This window comes from Rhizobium sp. BK312 (genome assembly GCF_014193605.1).
Taxonomy (GTDB): Bacteria; Pseudomonadota; Alphaproteobacteria; order Rhizobiales; family Rhizobiaceae; genus Rhizobium.
In genome coordinates, this window is the sequence record NZ_JACHZP010000021.1 from 1 (window position 1) to 15,872 (window position 15,872).

The following is a 15,872-nucleotide window of genomic DNA, read 5'->3' on the forward strand; positions in this document are numbered from 1 at the left end:
GGACGCTTACGCTGCCAACCCGTCAATCTCTAATCAGGTTGAGAGCCTGGCTGCCGCGTTCTGAGCAGCCGTGGCAATCGGTCGACGCGACTACCCCAAATTTTGCAACAGAACCAAATTGTCAGCACGTGGTCCCATCGCACCAATTGCGGAGTCCTCAATGCTCTTTCAGCGTCGAATTTCGCCCGCCCTAGGAGCTCCAGACCCTCAAGAATATCCTCGGTCTCGGCAGGCTTGATAAGGAAGTTTCGTGCGCCGAGCTTGATGGATGTGACAGCCGCGCCGATGCTACCGTACGCCGTCAGGACCACGAGTGGGGTTTCTTTCGCGGCTGATGCCACCGCCTTGATAAAGGTAACGCCGCTTTCGCCCCCTACTACCAATTCGGTGACGAGCGCATCGAAGCACCGCGCATTGAAGGTATCTACCGCATCGGTGATCGAACCGCAGTGCTCGGTGGCAAATCCGTACTCAAGGAAGGCGCTTTGCAATCTGCTGAAGAGCCGGACGTCATCGTCGACCACTAAGATCGAAGGTTCGGCTCCCTCGCGGGTCGGTCTCCCAATGAATGTCCCGATTGCTGGGTTCTCCATCTCAAAAATCTCACGTTGGACAATCGCGTTGGGATCGGAAAATCTGATTTCGACGGCTTATGCTCATGCGCCTGAAATGGCCGCCCTGCTGGCGGGGGCCTAGAGCGGCTCATGTAGTGTCCGACGCCATGCCGCAGGGCTTTGGCAAAACTCATTTTTGAAGAGCTTTGAGAGATGTGCCTGATCCGTGAAGCCGCAAGCCAAGGAAATATCGGCGAGGCTTTCCGATGTATCCAGCATCATTTTGCGTGCCCTCTCGACCCTTCGCACCATCAAGTACCGATGCGGGGTCTGATTGAAAGCCTGCTTGAAGGCTCGATAGAAGTGTCCGGTGCTGAGCTGTGCCAGATCTCGAAGCTCGCTGATCCGTATAGGAGCATTCAGTCGCTCGTCGATAAAGGCTCGGATCTTCTTGACTTGCCACCCCGAAAGACCTCCCCTTTGCCGTGTAGGTTCATGGGATTTCTGCCGCGTCCGTTCCCCTTCCAACAGAGTAGCGCCCGGAAGGAAACGAGAAGCGGCATGACGATCTCTTTCGAAGTCCAGGTGCGCCCGCTCGAGCAAGCCGGTCACTAGTTCCGCGAAATCATCATGGACGGGGCTTTCAGTGGCTTGTTCAAGATGCTTTTCCATTTTCGTCCCTCGTTTGGAGGCTCCAGCCAGAGGGGACTTTGACAAAGTATGAGCCCGCTCGCTCGTTAGACGTGGCTCACGATCATTAGAAATTGTTAGAGGAAGTTGTCTCCGATTGTGGAAAGAACGTCGCCGCGGGTGTCGCGATACGCCCACGACCTCGAAGGCGATTCCAGCTTCCCGATCTCCGTCTAATTCAGCGCCTCTCTGACCGAGGGCGGTTTAACGCACCGTAGGCGACGTCGTCACGCCCGTGGATGACGATCTGAATGACAGCACTGCGACCTGCACCCCAAAGGCGTGCGCGCCGCCGGAGGGGCAAATGGGTAGTGCGGAGGCCTTCGCTTTAGCTGGGCCCCGGCGTCGCTCAGCACCATCAGCTGTCCTGCTCCGCGGATGCTTTCCTCTACAGCGAGCTCTTGACCCGCACATTACTTAGCGTGAAACCCAGACCGTCATTCCCGGCTTTAGATCGTCCGAAGCTTCGTTCGGATCAACTCGAACCAGGAAGCTATTCAGGTCGTGGTCACCCACAGCCCGCGCGGCTTTCCAGGTCGCGAATTCTCCGAGGGCTCGAAGCTCGGTCACCTTACCTGCCAGCGACTTCCCACTTGCTGTGACCAGACTTACACTGGATCCGGGTACCATCCCCTGCAACTGGTCCTCCCTAACGGTGAACGTTGCAAAGCGCCGCTTACCGGCATAGAGCGTCATGGTCGACTGTCCGGGCGAAAGTATTTCTCCGACATTGGCCACGATCGTGCCGACTGTAGCGTCGACTGGCGCGAACAACATGGTTTTTGCAAGAACTGCCCGCGCATCATCCGTGACAGCGTCTGCGCGCAATACGTTGGAGTCGGCGATCCGCCGCTCTTCGTTCGTCGGACCGTTCTGGTTCATGAGCAGGATGGCCCGGAGGGAAGCAAGGTTTGCCCTGGCGCTTGCAAGCGTTGCGACGTCCTCTTCCATCTTCTGCTGCGAAGAAGCGTCATGTTTGGCAAGGTTGGTCACCCGTTCGAATTCCTGGGCAGCGAGATCGACATTGGCCTCTGCAATCCGAACATTCTGGGTCGATATGTTTATCTCTTCCTGGCGCACGCCGGCATAGACGTTTGCCCGATCCGCTCTTGCTTTGGCAGCCGCCGATGTAGCCTGATCAACAGCCGCCGCAGTCTCCGGGCTCGACAGGACTGCGACGGGCTGACCCGCGTGAACAGCGTTGCCGGCCCGCACCAGCACCTTCTCCAGACGAGCATTGATCTCGGGGGAAATTCTGATTTCCGTCTCGCGAACGACCCCGATGATCTGCGGTGGGGCTTGCACCCCGAATGGAAGCTGCCATGAGCAAAGCGCGACTGCTGCAAACGGCAGGATTGCGACTGGAAGAACTAGCCCGGACAATCGTTCATGCGTCATGGTGTGTCACCGTGTTGCGGATCAGGCCGTTTCCGATAGCGAGGATCCCGTAGACGCACACCAGCAACCAGAGAAACCTCCAGTCGATTGCAACGTCGGTGATGGTCGCGCCCATCTGATTGATGCGAACGAGCCCGTCGATCGCAGAAGTGCTTGGAAACAAGCGGCTAAAGGAGCGGAGCACCGAAGGAATGGAGTCGGCGGGCCATGAAATGCCGACCATGAAGAACAGTGGCAGGCTTGTGGCGACAAAGAGTATGATCGCGCTCTCACCCCGCTTGAACCAGCTGCCGACGAGCTGAGCCAGAAAGCTCGTCGCCAGGACAAAGGGTATGACCATGACCAGCAAGTGAAGCGGGCTGCCAAGGGTCGAGAAACCGTAGACATGTGGAAGAACAATGAGGAAAAGGGCGAACGCGGGAAGTGACAGGATCAGGTGAGCAAGGGCCTGCCCGATAATCGCCCTGGGGCGGGATCGCTCTCTCCTGGCCGCGATGCCGCCGATTTGGAAAATCCCGCCGCCGATAGCGGCGATCGCCATGAATTCGGTTTGCTGCAGGATCAGCATGAATGCGGCAGGAACGACGTAGCTCGCGTACCCGCCCGTTGGATTGTATAGCGGTTCGGCGACGGCTTCGACGGGAGATGCCCTCGTCACCGCTGCATGTGCAAGACTACCTTCCAACCTCGCGCCCGACGCCGCTATTGCGGTATTGGTTGCCTGCATTGCTTCGGAGACGCCGAGCTGCATGCGTGTGTACATCATGAAATAGGCGGCATCGACGTAGGTGGGAAGTCGGGCTGAATTGCCCTTGAGGATTTCCTTTTCCGTATCCGGAGGGACACCAATGATTCCGAATACCTTCCGCTCGTCGAGTGCCTTCTGGGCTTCAGCCAGCGTGCTCGCCCGGACATCGACACTGAGCGCCTCGTCAGCGTTCAGAGCTTCGACGATATCCCTGCTCAGCTCGGTACGGTCCTGATCGACGACCGCGATCGGGATTCTCTTCAGAACCTGACCTAGATAAGGCTGCGGATAAAGGACGCCATAGATGACCGGCGCGATCAGGAACATGCCTAGCGCGCTCTTGTTATTCATCACAGATTTCAGCTCGCGAAACATCGAGGCCCCGATCCCGTAGCGAAGCGGAACCGCAGGTTGACGGGGTGGTGGAGCAACAGGTCGGGATAAGTTCTTCAGGCTCCTCAGCCTCAGCCACGCCAGCCCGAAATACAAGGTCGCCAATCCGCCAAGCACCGCGAAAGGTGTCACGGAGTTGTATGGCGGGAGGCCACGGATGGCTTGATCGATCAGGATCTGGATATACCATCGCAGCGGAAGGCAGTCTCCCCACCCTCGGGCGAACCAGTTCATACCAAGGAGCGGAAAGCCCACACCCGAAAATCCAAACGCGGGCGAGCATATAATTCCGGTCAGGCTAAGGCCGACACCGAGGTTGCGCACTAGCAGCTGAAGGAGCGCTCCAAGACTAAGGTACGCGATAAGGAGTTGGATAGCCGACCCCGCCATCAATATCGCGTTCCCTCTGAAGGGCACCTGATAGAGTCCGTCGACGATGACGGCTGTCCCGACCATGATGACGGTGAATAGCCCGAGAAGCGGCAGCAGCTTTCCCACGATTGCGGCAAGCGGGCTTCCTCCGGCAGTACGCAGCCATTCCCCGGGATCCCTTGTTGCGAACTCCGATCCAACGGCATATCCCCCTGCGATCGCTGCCGCGACGTGGAGCACCGTCGGGAGGATCGCTCGAAGCAGGAACTGCGCATAATTTAGAGCTGGATTGCTGAGAACATACTGCTCGGCAACAAGTTGGCCACGCGCGAACGCCGCGCCCCTGACCTTCAGCTTCGAGACCAGCCTGGCCGTTTCAGCATTGACCGCAGCGGAGATGGCACTCGATGCGCTATTGCCTGGTGAGTAGAACTGACGATTGTAAAAGGTCACGATCTGCGGCCGCTTCAGTGAAAGAAGATCGCGCTCGAACTCGGAAGGAATATAGACGGCCGCTATTGCCCTGCCAGATCGGATCGAGTGAAGTGCTTCAGTGAGATCTCCGGATCGGGACTCAACAGTGACGCCTGGTGCCGATCCAATAGCCTGAACATATTCCGTTGACGTCGGCGTCCGGTCGCTGTCCACGACCTCGATGTGCAGACCGCGAACGACGGCATGGCTGAAAGTCCACCCGAGAATGGCGAACCCGATCAGCGGAACGGCGACGGCGACCATGATCGCCAGTCTGTCCCGTATCATCCACCGTAGTTCGCGGTGAGCAACGCACAGAACTCCCGGGAGCGCCATTCTCATTTCTGCTCGCCCGGTGGGACTGCATAAACGCTCATTCCCGGTCGCAGCTCCGGCAGCGGGGGATCCGGATAGGCGCGGACCTCGAACGTGCGCAAGTCGAAGTCACCTGTTGCGCGCGTGGCCCTCCAGTCGGCATATTCTCCCTTCGTCGCGATGACTTTTACCACCGCCTCTATCTCTCGATCACCCAGCGCTGGAACCTTGGCTTTGAAGCGGTCACCCACCTTAAGGCCCTTCACGAGATCCTCACGAAGATCAAACGTCAGCCACACGTCCGACAAATCGACCAATGACAACAGTGGCACGCCGGGCGAAACATATTCTCCGCTTTCCGCACCAATCTGGTAGACTTGGGCTTTGACCGGGGCAAAGACATTCAGCTCATCGACCTGGGCCTGAACCGTATCAATGGCCGCCTGAGCCTGCGACACCGCCGCTGCAGCGATCTCGCGCTGTTCCTTGGTGTATCCGTTTACCGCCTCTTCGTAAGCGAGCTTTGCTTGCTCCCCAGCACGCTGTGCGACGACCAGGGAGTTGGTCGCATCGTCCAAACGTTGGATTGGCGCACTGCCAGCACTTACAATCTGCTTGGTTCGGTCATAGGTCTGCTGGGCGAGGACAGCGTTTGCCCGTGCAGCTTCGACCGCCGCAGACCTTTGCGAGATGATCTCCTGCCGCGTTCCGGCATCGATGTTGGCTAGAGATGCCTCAGCCGAGGCCTTCGCGGCTTTCTCTTCTGCAAGCTTGGTCAGCAGTTCCGGGTTTGCAATTTGATAAAGAAGCTGGCCCTTGTCGACATTGTCTCCTCGTTCGACAGGACGCTTAGCTACTTTTCCGTCCACCCTCGCGGCAATGTCGATCCTCGTCGCATCGGCTTCACCCTGAATAATAAGCGGCTGTGGCACCATCAGGAACCAGGCGGTGGTCGATACGATACTTCCGATGAGAAGTGCTACGATGATCGCAGGAGCCACGGCGGCTCGCGGTCGTGGTTCGATTTCCTGCAGAGCAGGGTCCGATCGGGACCTGACCGTCGTGGAACCGGTTTCCTGGTCATATTGATCTTGCACCACCGAGCCCACCACCTGTTCTAAAACCGACCTCACCTCGCTACCCCGCAGCATCGGCGACCCAGCCAGGAGGCGTGCGGCAGAAGTGACGGTAACCTAGGACTGGACACTGCTCCCGTTAGATGTTGTTAGAAGACGTTGTTCGCTCGCAGAAACAACGCCGCTCCGTAGGATAGAAAATTGACGTTACCGATGATTAGTTTGACGAGAAACGCCGTCTTTCGGCCGAATGAGAGCCGATCTGCCCACCGTCAAAGGGCATCGCGCTTTCTATCACGTTGCAGCGACGCAACGCTCGCCCGCAGAGCTACTTGATAAAACAATCGCAGTTTTGATATCAGCGGGGATTGTTGCAATATATCATACTAATTGCGTTAATATGGTCCATGCCCACCAAACGGGGCGGACACGGCACTGTTCCAGGGGACAATGCATGACGGCGGCTCAAGACATTGGGTACGACATTTTCACGTCCAAGGACGTCTTCAGCTTCGGCCCTTTCCGGCTGATGCCGAGCGCACGGCGCCTCGAACGGGATGGCGTGCCAGTACAACTTGGAGGCCGCGCCTTCGACATCCTGCTCATTCTCGTGGCCAACGCCTACGAGATTGTCGGCAAGGCCGCACTTCTGAAACATGCCTGGCAGAACGTGAACGTGGACGAGGGGAACCTCCGGTTTCAAGTAAACACGCTCCGGAAGGCGTTGAGGGACGACGGTCCTAATCCGACCTACGTCGCTACGGTTCAAGGTCAAGGGTACCGCTTCATTGCAAGTGTTTCTAGAGCGCCCGCCGATCTTGCACCCGCGCCTACTCTTCGGGCGGTGGCATTGTCGCAGGGACTGCCCGTCCGAAGGTTGAAGCTATTGGGCCGCGATAAGGACGTGGAGACGATCCTCACGCTCCTGAAGGATAAGCGGTTTGTGACGCTGGTCGGCGCTGGTGGTGTCGGTAAGACGTCCGTAGCAGTTGCGGTTGTGCAATCTCTCGTGGAGGAAGGCGACGCAGAGTTTTTATTCCTGGACTTTGGGTCGCTTGCCGAACCCACACTTGTTGGAAGCGCGATAGCGGCGGCTCTAGGAATACCCGTTTATTCCAGCGATCCTCTGCCATCAATCGCAGCGCAGCTTGAGAGCCGCCGTTTGCTCCTGATTTTCGATTGCTGCGAACATCTGATCGATGCGGTAGCGCTCGTGGCCGATCGAATTGCCGCCGTCGCTCGGGATGTGAGAATATTAGCCACCAGCCGCGAGCCCCTGCGTGTCGAGAGCGAGTGCGTTTTTCGCCTCGCGCCGCTTGCATTCCCCCCTAAAGCGCTCGCTAGAGTCTCTGATCCGATGGCCTATCCGGCCGTGCAGCTCTTCATTCAGCGTGTCTCGATGTCTGTGAACGGTTATGTGATGCAGGAAGGAGACGCCGAGGCAATCGCTTTGATCTGCAGGCGCCTGGATGGGCTGCCCTTGGCCATTGAGTTCGCCGCAGGACAGGTGGCGGCGTTCGGAATGAAACGATTGACCGAACTGCTGCAGGACAAGCTCAGCCTTCTTTGGCAGGGCCAACGGACTGCGCTGCCTCGGCACCAGACGCTCAATGCGACACTGGACTGGAGTTTTGCGCTCTTGTCCGAAATTGAGAAAAAAGTTCTTTCGCGCCTTGCTGTTTTTGTAGGCACCTTCACGATTGACGCTGTAACTTCGGTCCTGTCTGCGGAAGATCTCGACGCGACTGAGATAGGAACCGCGATCGGGAGCCTCGTCGCAAAATCGCTGATCAGCGCGGACGTGTCGCGGGAGGACGGGCCCCGTTATCGGCTGCTGGACGTCACGCGGACATACGCGATGCAGAAGCTGGAAGAAGTTGGCGAACTTCCGAACCTGCGTTTTCGCCACGCGCGCTTCATTCATGATACGCTCGCACGCAATGAGCCGTTTGACCGCCGAAAAGCCGGTAACCTGTCCGGTGCGATCGCGGATCTCGACGATATTAGAGCTGCACTTGACTGGGCGTTCTCCCCTAGCGGCGATCCAGCTGTCGCGGTCGGACTGGCCGCGGCGTCTGCGCAGATCTGGCTCGGCGTCGGACTTCTCGTCGAATGCCGGGAGCTAATGAGGAAAGCGGTAGGGTATCTTCAAGCTGGAGGCGCCGAACCGCGCCAGGAAATGCGGATACAGATCGCTCTCGGCGCCTCCCTAATGTTCACGGTGGGCATCGGAGACGAGTTCGAAGCAACCTTTTCCCGAGTGTTTTCGATCGCGGAGCATATCGGCGACGTTGAAGGCCAGATGACGGCTCTCCTGCCGCTTTGGGGCCAGCAGATAAGAGAGCCTGATTTCCAAAAGGCACTGAAGCTCGCCAGAAGGTGCCTTGAGGTTGCCAAGGGCACAGGCGATCGGGGTTCCATCGCCCTGGGCGACTGGATGATGGGCCTGTGCCTACACCATATGGGCCACCATTCGGAGGCGCGGTCGCATCTTCAACAAAGTCTCGCCGGAGATGTTGAAGTATCCCGGCAAGCACAGCTGGCCCTTATTGGCTATGATCGTAAGGTTGACGCGCTTGGAGTGCTGTCAAACGCGCTTTGGGCCCAAGGTTTCGCAGATCAGGCTCTTCGTCTTAGCAACCTCTCCGTCACGGAGGCCTCGCTCCTCGATTATCCCATTACGACCTGCGTCTCCGGCGCATGGCATGGCTTCAACAGCTATCTTACGACGTCAGACTTTCTTAGCACTGAAGCCGAACTGAACAAGCTTTTGGAGCATTCGCGCAAGAACGCAATAGAAAGCTATGAGGGACTTGCCATCTGTCTTGCGGCGCTTTGCAGGGCGCAACAGGAGCCGGTGGAGGTTATTGCTCAAACCGTCACCCACGGTTTGAACCTCCTTGAACGTTCCAAGTACAAGGTTTTCCATCCCATCTTCAGAGCTTGGACGGCTGAGCTGTTCGCGTCAGCCGGGCAACTGATCGAGAGCGAAATATTCCTGACCGCCGCCCAAACTGAAGATCAGAACCAGGAATACTGGTGTCGGCCAGAAATTCTCCGGATCGCGGGAGAGGTGCATCTTGTCAGAGGGGATGAGAAGTCCGCGGAGAAGAACTTTATTGACGCAATGAATCTCGCCGCAAGTCAGGGCGCCCTTGCGTGGCAGCTCCGAGCGGCCACGAGCGCCGCAAAACTCCTGCTGTCAAAAGGGTTCCATGGGAAAGCTCACGCGGCCCTAGAACCGGTATTCTCCCGCTTCGAGGAGGGGTTCGCGACGCGGGACTATATTGCGGCTCGCGCGCTTCTTCTGTCCATCGAGGGCGACTGATGCCTCGGCGATCGAGCTTGCTCATAAACCGATAGCCACTCAAACAAATTCTAACGCATCCCTGCCAATTTCTAACACTGCTGTCTGACGACATTTGCCATTCTCGCTCCACTTGTGCCCGCGCAGCTAGGCGCGGCTATTCGGAGCGGAAAGATGAAACAATTCAGGGCACATTCCTCCTCGTTTAGGACTTGGAGCCTGTCGGGGTCGCCCTTTACGGCAATAGCTACGCATGAGCAAAGCTCTGAAGTGCAGCCTCCGATATTAATCGATCTTACGAGATCTGCTCCAATAGCCGAAAGGCAAAAAGGCTCAAGTTCCAACGGGTTGATCGAATGGCAACGACGGCGCATTATCCGCTATATTGATAGAAATCTGGCTCTCCCGATTGATAATCTGACACTTAGCGCCTTGGCCAGAAGGAGCGTTGGGCACTTCCATCGCGCTTTCAAACAGACGTTCGGCCGGAGTCCTCAGAGCTATATAATGGACTGTCGCCTCGATCAGGCCGTCAGACAAATGCAATCTACCGACCAGCCCCTAGGCAAGATCGCCGAAACCTGCGGTTTCACCGACCAGTCTCACTTGAACAGGCTGTTCCGGGCCAAATACGGAATACCCCCCGCCCATTGGCGTCGAACCCTCGTCAAGTAGTCGTCATCATGTCCAATCGTCTTCCCGTCCGGTTCGGTACCTGTGGAGAGTATACCAGGGGACGAGGAGCAACGCGCCTGACAAAGCGATATGGTCAAAGAAGGGCTCTGCAAGGGGTCCGCGAAATCCAAGTCGCTGATTCCAGAAAGCGTCAGCGAGCAGGGTCGCGCACACGGTGAAGACCGCGAGGATAAGAGCTCCAATCCATCGACCGAAACCAGTGATAACCAGCGTGGAGCAACCGAGCTGGATCAACGTCACGACCGCGGAATATGGTCCCGCTGGAGTAAGGCCGTATGACAACATCTCATCTACGCCAGACGACGGGTCGAGGAGCTTGTCTATCCCGATGACGATATACGGAGCACACAAAAGCGCGAGCCCTATCATTCGGACGGGATGGGAAGTCAATGTGCTAGCAAAAGTTTCGAAGCTCTTCGTCATCAAGCGTACCGGCTGCTGATCTATCGGCCGCAGTCTGAAGAGAGCGTGGCGTCATGTCCAGTCTGCCTACAGCCATCGGTCTGCGTGACGTCAGACCAGCACAAGTTAAGTCGCAAGTGCAGTCGATCTCGCCGCGCCGCGTGACTTTCGCGATGACGCGATAGCCTCGTACAAAGCTTTATCCCTGGCCGCTGATATTTTGCTGTTAACGTCACGAACGAGCGGGCAAGGTAGCGCCTTTGTTTAACTTAAACGACAACCCGATTTTTCAATTCGCCCTTATTGTCGCGGGCTATGGCATAACCTGGCTGCTTTTCCGCAAGAAGCTATCGAGCAGGTTGGTCTCCAGCCTGGGCTTGCTCGGTTTGCTTACCTGGGTTCTGCTGAGCCACGGTATCCAGCCTTACGAGCCGGATGGCTCAACGGCTGACGTAGAAACACGTGTCGCAACCGCAATAGCTAAGACCACGTGGTGGCTGGCCGTGGCGACCGTTCTTGTAAACACCGTCCGTGCCTTTTTGATATTCGAGCGGAAACCGCATGAGGGACGGTTGCTTCAGGATCTTCTAGTGGGCCTTATCTATCTGGGGACGGGCCTTTCGATCGTGGCATATGTGTTCAATGCTCCAATCGGCACCTTGATTGCAACATCTGGGGTCTTTGCAATCGTTCTCGGTTTGGCATTGCAGAACACCCTGGGAGACGTGTTTTCGGGAATAGCTCTCAATCTCGGCAAGCCATATTCGGTGGGCGATTGGATAGTGCTAGACGATGGCTCCCATGGGAGGGTCGTCGAGACGAGCTGGCGGTCCACACACCTGCTAAGCGAAACGAACGACATCATCGTTATCCCGAACAGCAGCCTTGCTAAATCGCGCTTTGTCAATCAAAGCAGCCCCGACCAAACACAGGCGGTCACAATCAGCGTAAAGATCGTTCCAGGGCAGGCACCTTCCGAGATCGAGGCGGTGATGCAAACAGTACTGCTGAGCAGCAACTGGATTATGCCTATGCCAGCGCCCAGTGTTGCGGTAACTGGTCTCAACGGATCGGCGATGTCGCTTGACCTTTCCTTCCGCGTGGAGAGCCGCGACCGCACCATGTTGGCGAAGAATGAGATCTATGACCTTCTCTTCCGCCACGCAAAGGCAGCAAATCTGCAATTCGCAGCAGACTATCCCATCCCACTGCCCGCCGCCTCCCACAAGGACCCCGCCCTCGCTCCGCATCCAGGATCTGCGTGGCGCCTTCTCAGCGCCATTTCGCTGTTCAGCACGCTCACCGAGGATGAGAAGGAGGCGCTGTCCTCAACCATGGTGCGACGAACATATCGAAAAGACGCGATGATCATACAGCAGCATTCGAAAGCCTCCGCGCTCTTGATTATAAGGCGAGGTGTCGTCGTGGCGGAGACCGTGAAGGATGGCGACAAAGTGGAGTTGGCAAGGCTGGCGCCGGGCGACTGTTTCGGGGAGCGCGGCGTCTTGATGGATCTGGAAGAACCTCATTCCTTCAGGGCTCTTTCCTTTGTTGTCGTATATGAAGTTCCCCAGCAACCGCTCGCAAGCGTGATGCGTGATCGACCCGCGCTTGCCGAGGAACTCGGCCTGCTTCTTTCCCACCGGCTTGAAGCCGAAGAAACTCGTGCCGGCTCTCAAGTGGGCAGGGCGGACTCTCATCCGACATCTCTGACCACGCGAATACGGCACTTGTTTCTACTTCAGTCCTGAGCAAATCGCGCGTCGTAGATCGCTTCAAATGAGTGAAATCCCCTTCACTCTTGCCGAGGGTCACAGACGGCCAGTAACGAAACCGGCGAGCAAACGCACGAGCCTCCGCGTGAAGAGCCTGGCTCAACTTCAGATCAGAAATGCGTTCTGCGTGGGCGCGGCGAACCTGTGGCCACCGCGCCATCCACCTACCTGTTTTCGGTCACCATCTCCCAGAGGTCGTGACCCTTACCCTGAAGGATGGCACGCGCACCGTAGATAGCCATTCCCAGAGCCGCCTCCGGTGCGACCATTGGCGAAGGCGGCGTTACGAGTTGCATGGGTGTGACTTTCACGTGAAGTAGGGCTGGCCCCGGCTGGGCAAGCCATTCAGTCACACCAGCTTCAAGTTCTTCAGCGATTGCTACCTGTCGGCCCCACAATCCCATGGCGGTGGCGACATCCCCGAAGTTTGGGTTCCTGAGATCAGTGTAGACGGGCATGAGCCCACTTGCCTTTTGTTCGATCTCGACGAATCCGAGCTTTCCGTTGTCGTACACAACGATCTTGATCGGAAGGTTCTCCTGCACGACTGTAAGCATGTCACCAAGGAGCATGCTCAATCCGCCGTCACCGGCAAGGCATACCACCTGGCGGTGGGGCGCTGACTTCTGGAGCCCGATAGCAGTGCCCAGCCCGCCAGCCATCGTCCCGTGGAGAAGGCTTGCAAAGGTTCGCCGCTTTCCATGGGTATCGATGTGACGGAGCATCCACACGGTTGGCGTGCCGTCGTCGGCCGCAATCAGGGCATCTTCGGAAGCAAGGCGGTTGATCACCTTGGTGAGGTAGGATCCCGATACCAGTCCGTGCGGATCGGCAGGATGCTCCTTGGCGTCCGCGTCTTTGTGCTTCGCGTGCCGCGTTAGGTATTCGTCCAAGAATGCACGGCTTTCGTGATCAATCAGCCGCGGCAAGAGGGCTTCCAGCGTTGCCTTGACATCCCCCACCGCCCCGATCGTTACAGGATGACGTCGGCCGATATGTGTCGGGTCCCTGTCGATCTGGATGATGTCGGCGTTTTTCGGGTAGAACTGGCTCCAAGCGAAATCGGCCCCAAGCAAAAGGAGGGTATTGCAATCGAGGACCGCATGATATCCGGCCGGCTCACCGAGGATGCCGGTCATGCCGACACTGTAGGGATTGTTGTGCTCGACGAAGTCCTTACCTCGGCTTGTATGTGCGACGGGAGCTTTCAGTCTTTCCGCGGTCTCGATCAGAAGATCGTGGGCACCCTCGCAGCCCGCGCCAGCGTAGATGGCAATGGAATTGCTTTCGTTAAGGATTGCCGCGATTTCGTCGAGTTCGGCATCGGATGGGCGTATGACTGGACTGGAGACATGCACCGTGTAGTGCTTCTCGTCTTTGATCGGCGAATTCGCAATGTCGACGGGCACGATGAGGACCGCCACACCGCGTCGCGTCAGCGCGGCCTGACACGCCGCCACGGTTTTTTTGCGAGCATGCTCTGGGGTAAGGATGGTCTCGCAGTACACACTGCAGCCTTGGAAGACCTTCGTGAAGTCGACCTCTTGGATCGACTCGAACCCCATGTCGGCCGTAACGATCTGCGTCGCGATCAGCAACACCGGAGCGCGGTTGCGGTTCGCCTCGTAGAGGCCGTTAATGAAATGCAGGCTTCCCGGGCCACAGGTCCCCGCGCATGCTGTCAGCTGTCCGGTGAGCAGTGCCTGTCCTGCGGCTGCAAACGCGCCCGCCTCCTCGTGCCTCATGTGCACCCACTCGATGGAGCTGCGTTCAATGGCGTGGGCAATATTGTTCAGCGTATCTCCGACAATGCCATAGCACGCCTTCACGCCAGCCGACTCCAGAACCTCCACCAGAAGATCTGCGACTTTTCTGCTCATTTTTTCCTCGACGTTCTTGGATCGCGCCCGAATCCGGGAAATTATCGCGTGCGCGAACTATCGAAGATTTTGAGAGGACGTTCTTGTACCGAATTCTCCATTTTCAACAGGTCCCGTCCGCCTTGTCAGCCATCCTTTGTGGCCATGGGGCGCTGCCAATGGTGAGCGGTCGCTCCATAAACGTCACGTCGGGCTCGGTTCAAGTTTCCAAGGGGGCGAAACTGCGCGGGCGCGTTCCACGGATTGAATGCCAGTGCGTCGATAGCAGACATTTGATGTCTTCCCTCGATCCCTTGAATGTCTTGCTTTGGTATACGCAACGTCGCAATTTCGATTGAAGGCGACGCTATCTCGGTCCACTCAACCGCGCCGTCTTCAATCGGGGTGACAAGCTCGTTCTTATAGTGTTGGATCGCCAGTCGATATCTTAACTCACGCTCCGCAAGCCTGGCCGCGAGTTCTTCACGAAGACCCTCGCCGCCTACGGCTGTATCGAGAAATGCGTCCGCAGCACTGGCATCAGGAATAAGGTTAAACCGTACCGGAACGGTTCCCCACAGAATCGCACCACGACTCCAGAAGCGCTCAAGTGCGATACTGCGGCAAGGCCGCATGCCCTTGGCGATCGCTTCAACGAGGCGTATAGCCTCCGACTTCCCAAAGGTGTGCTCCAGCCTCTCCATCATCAGCGCTCGGTCACCCGAAGCGATCGATGCAAATTCGACAAACTGTCGCGCGTTTCGAGCATGCGACACTGGAAAGTTGGTCATGAGGAGATCGTGAAACGTTCCCTCCCCCGTATCCAAACGAATGGCCACGCCGCGCATATCAGCAGTACCATCCGGCTGCGGGATGCCGCTGGCATTGGAAAACCGGACGGTCGCAGCCAGCGACGCACCTGGCTGAAAATGACTGACGCGCAGGCTGCCTGGGAGGTTTTCGTCGATCGATAGCACTGCGTTCGAGACGGCCGCGATTACCTTTGCGTGCAAGGCTCTTCTCGCATGAACCGCTCCGGCCTTCTGCCGATTGGCCTCCTGTACAGCAAGCATTTTCTGGACGAGTTGGCGGAAAATTTCCTTTTCCGCCTCTGGTGATCCGCCGTCGTAGATTTCGATCCAATCGTCTTCCATCTCTGCCAGTCCATCGTAACAAATAAGAGCAGCCACATATCGATTTGCTGACCAGGGTCCCGAATAATCTTCGGGCCTGCTCGCTGTGACCGGTCGGCTACACCGTTTCCATGAGGACCGGCGCGCGACCGAAAATACTGCACAGGCATACCAATGTCTTGGATGAGGCTCACATGGCCAACGAATTTAATGCTGTCCCGGACGCACCGAGTTTGCCGGATTTAGGGCTTTGGAAGATGGCATCGGTGCACGAAGCTGGTTCTGCGACCCCAGTGCACCCTGGCAAAAAGGAGCCGTCGAAAATGCCAACAAGCGCATTCGCCGCTTCATGCCAGGCCATACCGATCTAGCACCAGTCTCTCAGCGAGACCTGATACACCTTACTCGCCATCTCAATGACCAGCCAAGAAAATGCCTCGGCTACAAGACACCTGCCGAAGTCTTCATGGCGCATTTGCACGAAGAAGGCTGATCCCCTACCCTGCAAACCGGCAATGATGCACTTGGGTTAGATTCTCCAAACTAATCACGACCTATTTTCGAGGGTTCTGTTGCAAAATTTGAGGTAGTCGCGTCGACCGATTGCCACGGCTGCTCAGAACGCGGCAGCCAGGCTCTCAACCTGATTAGAGATTGACGGGTTGGCAGCGTAAGCGTCC

The 15,872-nt window shown here is 57.3% G+C and carries 11 protein-coding genes and 1 pseudogene; 4 read left to right on the forward strand and 8 right to left on the reverse strand.

Translation table 11 applies throughout. From position 1 onward, the window contains the following. Positions 1-29 precede the first annotated feature (29 nt). The 5 genes from FHT85_RS30230 to FHT85_RS30250 all read right to left on the reverse strand — a co-directional run bounded on the left by FHT85_RS30230 (position 30) and on the right by FHT85_RS30250 (position 5,945). A complete protein-coding gene (locus FHT85_RS30230; protein WP_183775105.1) occupies positions 30-593 on the reverse strand; it encodes a response regulator transcription factor in 564 nt (187 codons plus the stop codon). Positions 594-692: 99 nt separating this feature from the next. Continuing rightward, on the reverse strand, positions 693-1,226 hold the full coding sequence (locus FHT85_RS30235) for a helix-turn-helix domain-containing protein (RefSeq protein ID WP_112339058.1): 534 nt from the start codon (positions 1,224-1,226) through the stop codon (positions 693-695). 435 nt (positions 1,227-1,661) lie between these two features. Further along, the gene (locus tag FHT85_RS30240) at positions 1,662-2,642 is read right to left on the reverse strand and encodes an HlyD family secretion protein (RefSeq protein ID WP_112339057.1); all 981 of its coding nucleotides are present in this window, start codon (positions 2,640-2,642) and stop codon (positions 1,662-1,664) included. Beyond that, positions 2,632-4,917, reverse strand: coding sequence for an ABC transporter permease (locus tag FHT85_RS30245; protein WP_246780161.1), 2,286 nt, complete (start codon positions 4,915-4,917; stop codon positions 2,632-2,634). Before FHT85_RS30245 ends, FHT85_RS30240 begins: the two co-directional genes overlap by 11 nt. A gap of 50 nt (positions 4,918-4,967) precedes the next feature. Continuing rightward, positions 4,968-5,945, reverse strand: coding sequence for an efflux RND transporter periplasmic adaptor subunit (locus FHT85_RS30250; RefSeq protein ID WP_312861383.1), 978 nt, complete (start codon positions 5,943-5,945; stop codon positions 4,968-4,970). Between the two features lie 529 nt (positions 5,946-6,474). On the opposite strand from FHT85_RS30250, the gene FHT85_RS30255 reads away from it, so the two are divergent. Both FHT85_RS30255 and FHT85_RS31085 read left to right on the forward strand, forming a co-directional pair. Next, positions 6,475-9,348, forward strand: a complete 2,874-nt coding sequence (locus FHT85_RS30255; RefSeq protein ID WP_162709790.1) for a winged helix-turn-helix domain-containing protein — start codon at positions 6,475-6,477, stop codon at positions 9,346-9,348. 153 nt (positions 9,349-9,501) lie between these two features. Further along, positions 9,502-10,002: a helix-turn-helix transcriptional regulator gene (locus FHT85_RS31085; RefSeq protein ID WP_112412710.1), complete on the forward strand. Its 501-nt coding sequence runs from the start codon at positions 9,502-9,504 to the stop codon at positions 10,000-10,002. 6 nt (positions 10,003-10,008) lie between these two features. Here FHT85_RS31085 and FHT85_RS31090 read toward each other — a convergent pair whose 3' ends face one another. Beyond that, positions 10,009-10,446 carry a DoxX family protein gene (locus FHT85_RS31090; protein WP_112412711.1) on the reverse strand — a complete coding sequence of 146 codons (438 nt, stop codon included), beginning with the start codon at positions 10,444-10,446 and terminating at the stop codon, positions 10,009-10,011. Positions 10,447-10,685: 239 nt separating this feature from the next. Between FHT85_RS31090 and FHT85_RS30270 the strand changes: the two genes are divergently transcribed. Then, a complete protein-coding gene (locus FHT85_RS30270; protein WP_112412712.1) occupies positions 10,686-12,176 on the forward strand; it encodes a mechanosensitive ion channel family protein in 1,491 nt (496 codons plus the stop codon). A gap of 188 nt (positions 12,177-12,364) precedes the next feature. On the opposite strand, the gene FHT85_RS30275 is transcribed toward FHT85_RS30270, so the two are convergent. Continuing rightward, positions 12,365-14,080, reverse strand: coding sequence for a thiamine pyrophosphate-dependent enzyme (locus tag FHT85_RS30275; protein ID WP_112412713.1), 1,716 nt, complete (start codon positions 14,078-14,080; stop codon positions 12,365-12,367). Between the two features lie 125 nt (positions 14,081-14,205). Then, positions 14,206-15,213 (reverse strand): catalase, encoded by a 1,008-nt coding sequence (locus FHT85_RS30280; RefSeq protein WP_146746721.1) that lies wholly within the window; start codon positions 15,211-15,213, stop codon positions 14,206-14,208. Positions 15,214-15,418: 205 nt separating this feature from the next. On the opposite strand from FHT85_RS30280, the pseudogene FHT85_RS30285 reads away from it, so the two are divergent. Continuing rightward, positions 15,419-15,685: pseudogene (locus FHT85_RS30285) on the forward strand (transposase); the annotation flags it as partial. Positions 15,686-15,872: the final 187 nt, after the last annotated feature.